This is a genomic window from Aidingimonas halophila (assembly GCF_900106955.1).
GTDB classification, from domain to species: Bacteria; Pseudomonadota; Gammaproteobacteria; order Pseudomonadales; family Halomonadaceae; genus Aidingimonas; species Aidingimonas halophila.
Genome location: NZ_FNNI01000002.1, coordinates 191,305 through 204,747 on the forward strand (window position 1 = coordinate 191,305; position 13,443 = coordinate 204,747).

The 13,443-nt window shown below is 56.7% G+C and carries 13 protein-coding genes and 2 tRNA genes; 3 read left to right on the plus strand and 12 right to left on the minus strand.

Going from position 1 to position 13,443, the window contains the following annotated elements; translation table 11 throughout:
- Positions 1-170 precede the first annotated feature (170 nt).
- From rplI to rnr, 6 genes are all read right to left on the minus strand, one after another.
- Positions 171-617 carry a 50S ribosomal protein L9 gene (gene rplI / locus BLW01_RS04210; protein WP_092568261.1) on the minus strand — a complete coding sequence of 149 codons (447 nt, stop codon included), beginning with the start codon at positions 615-617 and terminating at the stop codon, positions 171-173.
- A gap of 15 nt (positions 618-632) precedes the next feature.
- On the minus strand, positions 633-1,484 hold the full coding sequence (locus BLW01_RS04215; RefSeq protein WP_092568262.1) for a hypothetical protein: 852 nt from the start codon (positions 1,482-1,484) through the stop codon (positions 633-635).
- A gap of 12 nt (positions 1,485-1,496) precedes the next feature.
- The gene (gene rpsR, locus BLW01_RS04220; protein WP_016415881.1) at positions 1,497-1,724 is read right to left on the minus strand and encodes a 30S ribosomal protein S18; all 228 of its coding nucleotides are present in this window, start codon (positions 1,722-1,724) and stop codon (positions 1,497-1,499) included.
- A 26-nt stretch (positions 1,725-1,750) separates the two neighbouring features.
- The gene (rpsF, locus tag BLW01_RS04225) at positions 1,751-2,137 is read right to left on the minus strand and encodes a 30S ribosomal protein S6 (RefSeq protein ID WP_092568263.1); all 387 of its coding nucleotides are present in this window, start codon (positions 2,135-2,137) and stop codon (positions 1,751-1,753) included.
- Positions 2,138-2,268: 131 nt separating this feature from the next.
- Positions 2,269-3,060, minus strand: a complete 792-nt coding sequence (rlmB, locus tag BLW01_RS04230; protein ID WP_092568264.1) for a 23S rRNA (guanosine(2251)-2'-O)-methyltransferase RlmB — start codon at positions 3,058-3,060, stop codon at positions 2,269-2,271.
- 31 nt (positions 3,061-3,091) lie between these two features.
- Positions 3,092-5,524: a ribonuclease R gene (gene rnr, locus BLW01_RS04235; protein WP_092568265.1), complete on the minus strand. Its 2,433-nt coding sequence runs from the start codon at positions 5,522-5,524 to the stop codon at positions 3,092-3,094.
- A gap of 205 nt (positions 5,525-5,729) precedes the next feature.
- Here rnr and BLW01_RS04240 point away from each other — a divergent pair.
- Both BLW01_RS04240 and BLW01_RS04245 read left to right on the plus strand, forming a co-directional pair.
- Positions 5,730-5,816 (plus strand) — tRNA-Leu (locus BLW01_RS04240).
- A gap of 63 nt (positions 5,817-5,879) precedes the next feature.
- Positions 5,880-5,966, plus strand: a tRNA-Leu gene (locus tag BLW01_RS04245).
- A 42-nt stretch (positions 5,967-6,008) separates the two neighbouring features.
- On the opposite strand, the gene BLW01_RS04250 is transcribed toward BLW01_RS04245, so the two are convergent.
- The 3 genes from BLW01_RS04250 to BLW01_RS04260 are packed head-to-tail and all read right to left on the minus strand — an operon-like array spanning position 6,009 to position 7,670.
- Positions 6,009-6,851 carry a DNA/RNA non-specific endonuclease gene (locus BLW01_RS04250; RefSeq protein ID WP_092568266.1) on the minus strand — a complete coding sequence of 281 codons (843 nt, stop codon included), beginning with the start codon at positions 6,849-6,851 and terminating at the stop codon, positions 6,009-6,011.
- A 25-nt stretch (positions 6,852-6,876) separates the two neighbouring features.
- Positions 6,877-7,152, minus strand: a complete 276-nt coding sequence (locus BLW01_RS04255) for an Lrp/AsnC family transcriptional regulator (protein WP_092568267.1) — start codon at positions 7,150-7,152, stop codon at positions 6,877-6,879.
- A gap of 44 nt (positions 7,153-7,196) precedes the next feature.
- Positions 7,197-7,670: a methylated-DNA--[protein]-cysteine S-methyltransferase gene (locus BLW01_RS04260; protein ID WP_092568268.1), complete on the minus strand. Its 474-nt coding sequence runs from the start codon at positions 7,668-7,670 to the stop codon at positions 7,197-7,199.
- A gap of 274 nt (positions 7,671-7,944) precedes the next feature.
- Between BLW01_RS04260 and BLW01_RS04265 the strand changes: the two genes are divergently transcribed.
- Positions 7,945-8,256, plus strand: coding sequence for a high-potential iron-sulfur protein (locus BLW01_RS04265; RefSeq protein WP_092568269.1), 312 nt, complete (start codon positions 7,945-7,947; stop codon positions 8,254-8,256).
- An 89-nt stretch (positions 8,257-8,345) separates the two neighbouring features.
- Here the strand turns inward: BLW01_RS04265 and BLW01_RS04270 are convergent, their stop codons facing one another.
- The 3 genes from BLW01_RS04270 to BLW01_RS04280 all read right to left on the minus strand — a co-directional run bounded on the left by BLW01_RS04270 (position 8,346) and on the right by BLW01_RS04280 (position 13,226).
- A complete protein-coding gene (locus tag BLW01_RS04270; RefSeq protein WP_092568270.1) occupies positions 8,346-9,893 on the minus strand; it encodes a SpoVR family protein in 1,548 nt (515 codons plus the stop codon).
- 34 nt (positions 9,894-9,927) lie between these two features.
- A complete protein-coding gene (locus tag BLW01_RS04275; RefSeq protein WP_092568271.1) occupies positions 9,928-11,211 on the minus strand; it encodes a YeaH/YhbH family protein in 1,284 nt (427 codons plus the stop codon).
- Positions 11,212-11,303: 92 nt separating this feature from the next.
- Positions 11,304-13,226 carry a PrkA family serine protein kinase gene (locus BLW01_RS04280; protein WP_092568272.1) on the minus strand — a complete coding sequence of 641 codons (1,923 nt, stop codon included), beginning with the start codon at positions 13,224-13,226 and terminating at the stop codon, positions 11,304-11,306.
- Positions 13,227-13,443: the final 217 nt, after the last annotated feature.

Consider the following 13,443-nt stretch of genomic DNA (forward strand, 5'->3'; position numbering starts at 1 on the left):
GTTACAGGCCTTCGATGATGGGACGACATCCAGCAGTGTATCTCAATGACGATAAGAGGTACCGAGGTCCTTGGCAATCATCGGCAGCCATGGCTCATCCATGAAAAAGCGCAAGAAGCCCAGGCCTCTTGCGCTCACCATTCAACCATGCAACCGACTTGTCGTGGTGATTATTCAGCCACGACCACGACATGCACGCTGGTGGATACTTCGGCATGCAGATTGAGCTCAATGTCGTATTCACCGGTTTGGCGAATCGGACCGTCCGGCATCCGGACTTCACTCTTGGCGACATCGATACCGGCCTGGGCGATGGCCTCAGCCAGATCACGCGGACCAATGGAACCGAACAGCTTGCCTTCGTCACCGGCCTTGGCCACCAGAGACAGCTCGATTTCCGCCAGTTGCGCGGCGCGGGCCTCGGCTTCCGCCTTACGCTCGGCCGCCTGGGCTTCGAGCTCGGCACGCTGGGTCTCGAATGCTTCAATGTTTTCTCTGGTTGCCGGCACGGCCAGACCGTATGGCACCAGGTAATTGCGGCCATGGCCGGGCTTGACGGTGACCTTGTCACCCAGGTTGCCCAGCTTGCCAATCTTGTCGAGCAGAATGACTTCCATCTCGTTAACCTCTTTTCAGTCGCTGCGTGCCAGCCGTGAGCGAAAATCCGCAAATGTATCGATCAGGGCCAACAGCAGCACGATCAGAATCATGGGCCACGTGGTGATGAGCAAGACATAAAACGCCACCAACCACAACCCGTTCATTCCCCTGAGCCCAATAACTCCATGTGTGAGTGCAATCCCCGCGATCAGCAGCGGAACCCAAGCGAGCATCGACAGTGCCGGCAATCCAAGTACCGTACCGATGACAGCGAGTCCAACCAGTACGGCCAATTCCCGCGGCGCCAATCGCAAGGCATGGAATTCCCCCCTGAAGCCGCCGGGGTTGTATAGCCCCGCCTGCCAACCACGCGCCAGTGCCAAGCAGGCAATCGACGTCAACAGTACGATAAGCGCCGTCACGCCACCGATCAGCATGACTGCCAATGACTCGGTAGCAACTCCCTGGTCAGCGAGATCGGACAGCATGCTATCGATTTCCGGCGAACTGGTCCGTAACTGTTCCAGCAAGGGCCCCACCCCTTCAGGCGGTATGAAAACCCCCAGCTGTATCATCGCCGATCCGACCAGCACCCCGGCAATCAGGGTTTCGCTCCAACGCAGTCTGGCACGTAACACCACGGCCATCAGCGTCACCATCAACACGCTCGCCAGCGGGATGACATCACCTTGGGTCCACCACCAGCCGGCCGGAACCGCGGCCGCCAGAATGGTCGGTGTCGCAGGTCCCAATCCGCGTCTCAGCGTCACCAATGCCGCAACGGCGGCACTGAACCAGAACAACCAGGGAATAACGCCTGTCAGAGCCGCGGCTCCCGCTGCCTGGGGAGTACCACGCATCAACCAGCGGGCTATGGACTGCATCACACTCTGGGCTTATTGATGACTATCGGTATACGGCAACAGCGCCAGATAGCGTGCACGCTTGATGGCGGTCGACAGCTGACGCTGATAGCGGGCACGGGTACCAGTGATTCGACTCGGGACGATTTTGCCGGTTTCGGTGATGTAGGCCTTGAGCGTATCGATATCCTTGTAATCGATCTGCTTTACGCCTTCAGCAGTAAAACGGCAGAACTTGCGGCGACGGAAAAAGCGTGCCATTGAAAACTCTCCTCTCAGTGTCTGACTTAGTTGGCTTCAGCAGCTTCTTCGCTGCGCTCACGCGGTTTATCTTCACGGCGAGCACGCTTCTCTTCTGCCGGCTTCATCATCGGGGAGGCTTCGGTAATGGCTTCCTTGCAGCGCACCACGAGGCTACGGATGATGGCATCGTTGAAACGGAAGATATTCTCGATTTCCTCGAGAGTCTCACCGGTGCACTCGATATTCATCAACACATAGTGTGCCTTGTGAATCTTGTTGATCGGATAGGCCAAATGGCGGCGCCCCCAATCTTCAAGACGATGTACATGGCCGCCGCTTTCGGTCACGAGGCTGGTATAGCGCTCGACCATCGCGGAAACTTGTTCGCTCTGGTCCGGATGGACCATGAACACGATTTCATAATGACGCATGGAATCTCCTTACGGTTTGACAGCTTCCGACGGGAACGTTCTCTCCGCTACCGGGGAAGCAAGGAGGTGATTATAGGATCCAGTCGCTCACCCAGCATCCACGGGCAAGCCGCGTAATTGTAGTGATCGCGTCAGGCGCTTGCAAGCTGACGTTGACGCAGCGCCTCAAACAGGCAGACTCCCGTCGCCACCGACACGTTGAGGCTCGAGACACTTCCCGCCATCGGCAACCTGACAAGGTTGTCACACGCTTCACGCGTCAAACGGCGCATGCCCTTCCCTTCGGCACCCATGACCAGCGCAACAGGGCCGGTATAATCGACATCATACAGGCTGGCCGATGCATCGCCGGCCGTGCCGGTAATCCAGACCCCGGCATTCTTGAGACGTTCCATGGCTCGAGCCAGGTTGGTCACGCGATAGACAGTCACCGCTTCGGCAGCGCCGCAAGCCACTTTACGTACGGTCGCATTGAGCGGCGCCGCCTTATCCTTGGGCACGATGACGCCATGCACGCCAGCAGCATCGGCACTGCGTAAACAGGCGCCGAAATTGTGGACATCGGTCACACCATCGAGGATCAGCAACAAGGGCGGTGACGCTGCCGTCCACTCATCGAGGCGTTGCCAAAGATAGCTTTCATTTTCCGGCACCAGCGGTGAACAGAAGGCAATGATGCCCTGGTGAGCCACGCCCCGCGCCAGCTCATCGAGTGTCTCGCGGGAATGACGGACGACATGCGCACCCTGGGTGCGCGCCTGCTCGACCAGTTCATCGAGACGCTTGGCCGCACTGCCCTCTTGAACCCATAGTTCACGAGGAGCTTGTTCGCGTTCCAGCAGCGCATGCACGGCGTGGACGCCATAAACGGCATCCAGACCATCGGGAGGCCGTGAGGGGCGCCGTTGAGGAGTTCGTGTCATTGGTGAGCTGCCTGCTTATCATTGAGCACGATCAGCGTTTCCCCCGCGCTTTATTACCGCTGCCACGGCGCGGTTTCCCCTTGCCGGCGACCCCATCTTTGGCATTCGCCCCCGGCTTGCCCGACTTCTTCTTTCCTCCCGAGGAGGTCGACTTCCTGGTGGTTGGTTCTGCGCCGGCTTGCTCCGTCTTGCGTCGGCGAGGTGGTCGACGATGTCTTGGCTTGGCATCGACGAGATCGAAATCGATCTTGCGTTCGTCCAGATCCACCCTCGCCACCTGAACCGTGACACCATCGCCGAGTCGATAAGACATCCCCGAGCGCTCACCCTTCAAACGGTGCTTTTCCGGTTCATAGTGATAATAGTCGGATGGCAGTGACGTGACATGCACCAGCCCCTCGACATAGATGGCATCAAGACGCACGAAAATACCGAACTGCGTCACCGAGGCGACCGAGCCTTCATAAACTTCACCGACCTTGTCGGACATGAACTCACACTTCAGCCAATCCTCCACATCCCGTGTCGCATCATCGGCACGCCGCTCGGTCATGGAGCAGTGTTCGCCAAGCTCGACCATCTGCTCGAAGGTGTAGGGGCACCATTGGCTAGGCCGATCGACGGGCGCCTCTTCAGCGCGCAACACCGTATTGGTCTGCCGAGGACCGCGAATCACCGAGCGGATCGCACGATGCACCAACAGATCCGGATAGCGGCGAATGGGTGATGTGAAATGGGCATAGGCAGCATAGGCCAGGCCGAAATGCCCTTCATTATAGGGAGAATAGACCGCCTGATTCATCGTGCGCAGCATGACTGTCTGGATGATATCGGCATCCGGCCGATCCTTGATGGCTTCACGCAACGCCTGGAAATCCTGTGGCGTCGGGTCATCCCCCCCTCCCAGCGTCAAGCCCAGCTCGTTGAGAAACAGCCGCAGCTTGTCGAGACGTTCCGCCGACGGAGACGGGTGAATGCGATACAACGCCGGCAGGTCATGCTTGTCGAGAAAACGAGCCGTCGCCACGTTGGCCGCTAGCATGCACTCTTCGACAATCTTGTGGGCATCATTCCGCTGCCGCGGAACGATCGTTTCTATCTTGCGCTCGTCATTGAATACGATTTCGGTTTCCGTTGTATCGAAATCGATCGCCCCCCGCTCGACGCGCGCCTGGCGCAGCAACTTATAGAGCGTATGCAGCTTCTCGAGCGACGGCACCAACTCACGATACCGTTCGCGCAACTCTCGGCCTTGATCGCTGTCCGGCTCTTGCAGGATCGTGCCGACCTTGTTGTAGGTCAAACGCGCATGCGACTGAAATACTGCCTCATAGAAGCAGTAACGACTGATCGTCCCGGATTTCGAGATATTCATCTCACACACGAGTGCCAGGCGATCGACCTCAGGGTTCAGTGAGCACAGGCCATTGGACAGCAATTCCGGCAGCATCGGCACGACCTGCCCTGGAAAATAGACCGAGTTACCTCGAGTATGCGCCTCCTGATCAAGCGGGGAACCGGGACGCACATAGTGGGAGACATCGGCGATCGCCACCAGCAGCTTCCAGCTACCGGATTTGGTTTTCCAGGCACAAACCGCGTCGTCAAAATCCTTGGCACTCTCATCATCGATCGTGACGAAAGGCACATGGCGAAGATCGATGCGATGTGCCTTGTCCGCTTCCGCCACCTCGGCCGACATGCCAGCGATCTGTTCTTCCACCTCAGGGGGGAAGTCGGCCGGAATATCGTGACTGCGGATGGCGATATCGATCTCCATGCCGGGATCCATTCGTTCCCCCAACACCTCGATCACCTCGCCAACCGGCTGAACACGGGTCTCCGGCTGTTTGACGATTCGCGCCGACACGACCTGACCGTCCTTGGCACCACCACAGGCGCTATGCGGAATCACCACTTCTTGAGTAATGCGCGAGTTCTCCGGGATCAGCACGCCGAACTCGGCACTGTTCTGGCGATACACTCCCACGATGGTCTGCGTATTGCGAGCGATGACTTCCGCAATGGTCGCCTCATCACGTCCTCGCCGGTCTCGCCCACTGATGCGTACCAATACATGGTCGCCGTGGAAGACCCGCCGCATCTGGCGCGGTGGCAATACCAGATCCGGCTTCTTGCCATCATCACGTAACAGGAAGCCTATGCCATCGCGATGCCCCAACACCTTGCCCTTGATCAGATCGAGTTTATCGATCAGTGCATAGGCGCCCCGACGATTGCGCAACACCTGGCCATCGCGCTCCATCGCTGCCAGTCGGCGACGGACGGCTTCCTGCTGCTCTTCATCCTCGAGGCCGAGCATCAGGCTCATCTCCTCGTGACCAATAGGCTTGCCGTATTCTTTCAATCGCCTGAGCAGATATTCGCGGCTGGGAACGGGATTTTCGTATTTGCGAGCTTCACGTGCCGCGTGCGGATCATCGCTGAGCGTCCAGTGAGTCATGAGAACGTCCTTGAGAAAGAGTGCGCGAGACTTCGCGGTCGTGAGGCAATATTAAGCGGTTTCAGTTTCATCCGCGCAGTATAGCGTTGAGCGGCACATGACCCAACCGTCGATACCACATGTTTCATCGATGATGCAAAAGCGGACCAAACTCTCCTTTATGGGCTTGCATTATGCAGTGGAGTCGGTATCATACGCGCCACTTGCCCAGGTGGCGGAATTGGTAGACGCGCTAGCTTCAGGTGCTAGTGTCCTTATGGACGTGGAGGTTCAAGTCCTCTCCTGGGCACCAATTCAAAGCGTTTCAAAAGGACGCTCGGGATTCTTGAATCCCTACAGGCATCAAGTCGTGTTCGCCCAGGTGGCGGAATTGGTAGACGCGCTAGCTTCAGGTGCTAGTGTCCTTACGGACGTGGAGGTTCAAGTCCTCTCCTGGGCACCATGCCCAGCCGGCAACACGACTCAAACCCCTCATTCTTGCTTCCTATTCGTACCGCCCCGGTAGATCGGCTACCTGCTCGAGTCCCCAGCCCTCGGTTCGAATTCTCGACTCCAGGCGTTGTTGTTGTTCGGCATTCAGCGCCGGCAAGAAATCCAACCCCGTTCGCGCCTCTATCTCATCGATGCTGACCAGGAAATCATCGAGTGGCTCATCCCCTTTCACATCCTGTGGCATCATGAAAGCCAAACCACGCGGCGTCTCGCCAGGTACCACCAGAATCTTGTAGAACGCCTCGGGTATCTCGACAAACCCAACACGATTGAGTACGCCCCGAGAAAAATCATCATGGAATATCGGCCCGGTGATCACCAGAAGCTGGTCGAACCGGGGCACGAAATGATCCATGACCGCCTCTTCAAGCCGCTGCCATAAGCGCCGGTTGAGATCGGGCCGCTGCGGCGTGATGTTGCTCATGAGAAAAGACGCCTGCTGAGCGTCGCGGCCGTGAACCGCCGCCAGGGCATAATTGGGAGCGAGATGGCCACGATCATAACCACTTCCGCGATACCCGGTAGGCTGCACCGGCCATATGGTTCGCCAGTCTCGTTGAAAGTCGGGTCGCTCGGCGATACGGGAACGCTTGTCATCATGTAACAGATAGCTCACCCAGAGCGGACTGACGCGAACATCCGACCAACCGACCAGAAAACCATCATTACGCAATACCCGATGCCAGCTAAGGGGAGCCATGCTGTCCCACTCGGGCGTGCCTTTCCAGGTGAGCCGATCACGATATTCACTCTCCTGAAAGTACCACAACCCACCGGCCACAGTAGCGAAGACCAGACCGATCCCGACTTGGCGCCGCAAACGGCGCCAGACCATGCGTTTTTTCATGAACGACGAGACGCTACCAACCTAGCGAGAACATGGTTTCCAGGTCATGACGGGAGTGCACCTGCAGTGCATTGAGCGTTTCAGTGTCACGAATTCCTTCGACCCGATTCAAGTGCTCGGTGACCAACGTCGCCAGGCTTTCGAAATCGCGTGTTCTGGCAATGGCAACCAGGTCGTAACGACCGCAGGTCGAATAGACCTCACTGATGCCTTCGACATCCGCCAATCGTTCGGCAACAGGCTTGACCTGCCCTTTGTCGGTATTGATCAGGATGACAGCGTTCTGCATGGTGAGCTCCTTGCCTTGATCGGACTGTTATCGGGAGCCAAACATTAAGCCTGTATCCCCTCGAGCGCAAGCAGGCGTCGCTTGAGGGATTCACCGCCGGTGTATCCACCGATACCATCAGCCGCCACCACGCGATGACATGGAATCAATATCGGCAATGGATTGGCACCACTGGCCGCACCGATCGCACGAGCCGCCCCCTCTCGACCCAACCGTCGCGCCACATTGCCATAGGTTCGGGTATGTCCATAAGGAATGCGCAGCAAAGCCGCCCAGACCTGACGCTGAAACTCACTCCCTTCGGGGAATAAATCAATGCTGAAGCGGCGGCGGCGTCCCTCGAAATAGCCATCGAGCTGGAATATCGCTTCCGTGAACGTCTCGTCGTTTCGGCGCCACTCGTCAGGTATCGTCGGTTTGCCCGATGCACTCTCCATGAATATCAGGCGACACAGGGCCCCTTGACGGCCTGCCAGTAGCACCTCGCCCATCGGCGATGGAACGAGCGTATAGTCCATAGCGTGTCCTCACTGGTTCCGAAGCGCGACCCTTTGCCGCAATTAGACCATCGACGGTCACAACGACATCACCTTATCCTCTACCATAGAGAGAGCGAATATGAGTTGGCATCCCTTCATGCTCACTCCAGCTGCCTCCCGGTTACGCCATAGCGGATCGTCATGGCGTGGCCCAACACTGCAGAAGCGGACAACCGCCCTGATTATCGTGACACACGAGCCCCAACGACCCGAATGACAATGTGGGCTCCAAACGCTTTGACAAGGAGTAACCATGGCTTACCAAAGTCGTCGTGACTTCATGCGTCACAGTCTTTTGGGCCTGGCTGCCATTCCTGTGGGCACCGGCGTGCTCGCCAGAACCGCCACCGCTCAGGAATTGCCCCGCCTGGATTCAGAAGACTCACAGGCACAAGCCCTCAACTATGTCGAGAATGCCAGTGACGCCAGTGATCATCCTGCCTATGAAGACGGGCAAACCTGCGATAACTGCGAATTTTTCGACTCCTCCAACGAAGGATGCCAGTTGTTCCCGGACAATAGCGTAGAACCCGACGGTTGGTGCCAGTCCTGGGCAGAGGCCTAGATGCCCACTCTGATATCTCTCAAGACCGATGCCATCCAATAGCATCATGCAGGCCGGATTCGACCTGCATGATTTCCGTCGCCCGAATTTCACTCACTACCGGAATCTTCCGGCAGCGGCCACTGATAACGGCGTACGACCTCACCATCTTCCATAGATTCCAGCTTGACCGCGAATCCCCACAGTTGATGTAGATGGCGCATCACCGGGTAGACGCTCTTGGCCAGAGGACGCCGCCGGTCCTGAACATGACGCAGCGTCAATGAGCGGTCTCCACGAATATCGGCAGAATAGACCTGAATATTGGGTTCGCGCACGGAGAGCGCATAGTGGTTGGCGAGCTCCTCACGGATCCGGTGATAGCCGCGTTCATCATGAATGGCGCTGACGGTCAGCATGTCATCCTGATCATCGTCGACGACACTGAACAGCTTGAGATCACGAATCACTTTGGGGGACAGGAATTGCTGGATGAATGATTCATCCTTGAAGTTGCGCATGGCGAAATGCACGGTTTCCAGCCAGTCGCTACCCGCGATGTTGGGAAACCATTCACGATCTTCCTCTGTGGGCTCCTCGCAAATCCGCTTGATATCCGTGAACATCGCAAACCCCAGTGCATAGGGATTGATGCCACTGAAATACGGGCTATCGAATGCCGGCTGATTGACCACCGCGGTATGCGATTGCAGGAATTCCAGCATTAGTCCTTCATCCACCAGTCCCTCATCGAAGAGCCGGTGCATGAGCGTATAGTGCCAGAAGGTCGCCCACCCTTCATTCATCACCTGAGTCTGGCGTTGTGGATAAAAGTATTGGGCCAGCTTACGCACGATACGTACGATCTCACGTTGCCAAGGAGCCAGTAGCGGCGCATTCTTCTCGATGAAGTACAACAGATTTTCCTGGGGCTCCGGCGGGAATCGGCCGCTCTGATGAAGCCCCAACGGATCCTCTTCATCGAATTCGTCTTCAGGGGAACCCTCGTTATCCGACCCGGGAATCGTCCGCCATAGGGTATTGACCTGTGCCTGAAGGTATTCCTCGCGCTCTTTCTGGCGCTGCGCCTCTTCCTCCGCGGAAATCGGCGAAGGACGCTTGTAGCGGTCGACCCCGTAATTCTGCAACGCATGGCAGGCATCAAGCAGCTGTTCAACGGCTGTGACACCATGTCGCTCTTCGCACTCGGCAACGTATCTGCGCGCAAAGACCAGATAATCGACGATCGAGCCGGCATCAGTCCATGTACGAAAGAGATAGTTGCCCTTGAAGAACGAGTTGTGCCCGTAACAGGCATGAGCCATGACCAGCACCTGCATCATCAGGGTATTCTCTTCCATCAGATACGCGATGCAGGGATCGGAGTTGATCACCAATTCATAGGCCAAGCCCATCTGGCCACGCCGATACGCTTGTTCGACAGCCAGAAACTGCTTGCCGAACGACCAGTGGTGATACCCCACCGGCATGCCCACACTGGCATAGGCATCCATCATTTGTTCCGACGTGATGATCTCGATCTGATTGGGATAGGTATCCAGACGATACTCGTCAGCCAATCGCGCAATCTCGCGCTCATACTCGGTCAGCACCTCGAAATTCCAGTCGGAACCGCTGGCAATGGGACGTTGTCGCATCGTCGCTACCTCCTCGCCTCTCGGCTAGCCTCCCTCACGCTTCAGCCCGTCGACGGAAGAGTTCGCGGAAGACCGGGAAAATATCGCCACCTTCGACGATCTGTCGCATGGCGAAGCGCGAGGGAAACTCCGCAGCCACCGTTTCATACTCCTCCCACAACGCCTGATGGGCATGCGGCGTGATCTCGACATAGGTGAAATACTGCAACTTCTGCATCAATGAATCGAGCAGCAGGCTACGGCAAGTGGTCGAGTCATCGTCCCAGTTATCGCCATCGGAAGCCTGAGCCACATACAGGTTCCACTCTCCCGGTGGATAACGATCCGTGATGATCTCGTCCACCAGGGACAAGGCACTGGATACAATGGTTCCCCCCGTCTCACGGGAATAGAAAAACTCATCTTCATCCACTTCCTTCGCCGCGGTATGGTGACGAACGAAGACCAGTTCGACCTTTTCGTAGTTGCGCTCCAGGAAGAGGTAGAGCAACAGGAAAAACCGCTTGGCGATATCCTTGTGCGCCTGTGTCATGGACCCCGACACGTCCATGACACAGAACATCACCGCCTTGTTCGATGGTTGTGGCTGATCAACGAGGTTGTTGTAGCGCAGATCGTACGTATCGATGAAGGGTACGGCTTCGAGTCGCTTTTCCAAGCGCTCTATCTCGGCTTTGAGTTCCGCGATACGTGAGGGATTACGCAGCACCGAATCCTTGCGTTCCTCTTCTTCAAGCGCTTGCTGCGCCTCACGCAAGGCACGTCGAATCGGTGCACGCATGGCTATCCGACGGGCATGAGCCTCACGCATGGAACGTACGATATTGATGCGGGCCGGCACCCCTTCCCGGGCAATCCCGGCACGGACCGGGCGCGTTTCTTCCATGTCCGCTAACTGCTTACGTTGCAGGTGCGGCAACTCCAAACCGTCAAAGACGAAATCGAGGAACTCTTCACGGGTCAGACTGAAGGCGAACTCATCCATGCCTTCTCCCTGGTTGGAAGCGCCACCTTCACCGGCGCCTCCACCTCCACCGCCGCCACCTGGGCGGTGCAGACGGTCCCCTTCGACGAACTCCTTGTTACCGGGGGTAACGATCGTACGCTTGCCACCGGTTCCATGCTGGAATATCGGCTCGGAGATATCGCGGCTGGGAATGGAGACATTCTCGCCACGTTCCATATCGGTGATCGAGCGCCGATTGACCGCCTCCTCCACGGACCGCTTGATGTGAGTGCGATATCGGTCCAGAAAACGTTGACGGTTCACGGCACTCTTGTTCTTGGCATTGGCGCGTCGATCGATGAAATAACTCATTGCTGACCTCCACTGCGGATGAGGCATGGCCGGGAGAACCTCCGAGACCATGCCGCCCACCTCTGGTCGCCCATGACGCGTTGCTCAAGTCATCAATGCGATTTGCGCACACGCAGGTACCACTCAGACAACAATCGCACCTGTTTCTCGGTATACCCCCGATCCACCATGCGAGCCACGAAATCCTCGTGCTTTTTCTTGTCCGCTTGCGATGCCTTGGCATTGAAGGAGATTACCGGCAACAACTCCTCGGTATTGGCAAACATCTTCTGTTCGATCACGCTACGCAGCTTCTCGTAGGACTGCCAACTGGGATTCATACCATTATTCTGCGCCCGCGCACGCAGCACGAAGTTGACCACCTCATGTCGGAAGTCCTTGGGATTGGAAATGCCGGCGGGTTTCTCGATCTTCTCGAGCTCTTCGTTGAGCGCCTGTCGATCGAAGAATTCTCCAGTCTCCGGATCCCGGTATTCCTGGTCCTGGATCCAGAAGTCGGCATAGGTGACATAGCGATCGAAGATGTTCTGACCATACTCGGAATAGGACTCGAGATAAGCCGTCTGAATCTCCTTGCCGATGAAATCGACATACCGCGGAGCCAGATACTCCTTGATGAAGCGCAAGTAGCGCTCGAACGTCTCCTTGGGCAATTGCTCCTGCTCGAGTCGCTGTTCCAGCACATACAGCAGATGCACCGGGTTGGCCGCGATCTCGGTATTATCGAAGTTGAATACTTTCGACAGTATCTTGAAGGCGAAACGTGTCGAGAGCCCATCCATACCCTCATCAACGCCAGCCGCATCACGATACTCCTGAATCGACTTGGCCTTGGGATCGGTATCTTTCAGGTTCTCGCCATCATAGACCCGCATCTTGGAGTATATGCTGGAATTTTCGGGCTCCTTGAGCCGTGACAACACCGAGAACTGGGCCAGCATCCGCAGCGTATCCGGTGCACAGGGCGCTTCGGCCAGCGAGGAGTGTTCGAGCAGCTTCTTGTAAATGGCAATCTCCTCGGTCACCCGCAGGCAATAGGGCACCTTGACGATATAGACACGATCGAGGAACGCTTCATTATTGCGGTTATTGCGGAACGTCTGCCACTCGCTTTCATTGGAGTGGGCGAGGATGATGCCATCGAAGGGAATCGCTCCCATGCCCTCGGTGGGGTTGTAGTTACCTTCCTGGGTCGCAGTCAGTAGCGGATGCAGCACCTTGATGGGCGCCTTGAACATCTCGATGAATTCCATCATGCCCTGGTTGGCCTTACACAACCCACCGGAGAAGCTGTATGCATCAGGATCATCCTGAGCGTACAACTCCAGTTGGCGGATATCGACCTTGCCCACCAACGACGAGATGTCCTGGTTATTCTCATCACCGGGCTCGGTCTTGGAAATCGCCACCTGATTCAATCGTGATGGATACAGTTTCACGACACGAAATTGCGAGATATCTCCTTTGTACTCCTTGAGACGCTTGGCCGCCCAGGGTGACATCACACTCTTCAGATAGCGCTGGGGAATGCCGTACTCTTTTTCCAGCAACTCGCCATCATCTTCCGGTGAGAACAGGCCGAGCGGCGATTCATAGACCGGCGATCCCTTGATGGCATAAAAAGGCACACGCTCCATCAATAGCTTGAGGCGCTCGGCCAACGACGACTTGCCGCCGCCAACCGGTCCCAGGAGATAGAGAATCTGTTTCTTCTCCTCCAGCCCCTGAGCCGCGTGACGAAAATAGGCCACGATCTGCTCGATCGCCTCTTCCATACCATAGAATTCCGAGAACGCCGGATACCGTCGAATGAGTTTGTTGGAGAAGATTCGTGACAGCCGGGAGTCCTTGGCGGTATCGATCACCTCCGGTTCACCGATCGCTTCCAGCATGCGTTCAGCTGCCGACGCATACGCACTGGGATCACGGCGACACAGCTCGAGATACTCCTGCAGGCTCATCTCTTCCTGCTGGAATTCTTCATAGCGATTCTGCACATGGTCGAAGATGCTCATTCAAGCCTCCTTAGCACGAATCCCCGGTCATTCGGGCCGTCACCGCCGACGAGGGATGACCTATCTATAAGCGTAGACCGATTTAGAGACTGGCCGTCGATGAGAGATTTCAACGCAAGGATTAGACGACGTCCTACTTCCTGAGAACGTAATGATCGCGTTGGGTTCGTTGAAACATGATCAATCATTTGTCCGTTTCGTACCACACACCCGGTTC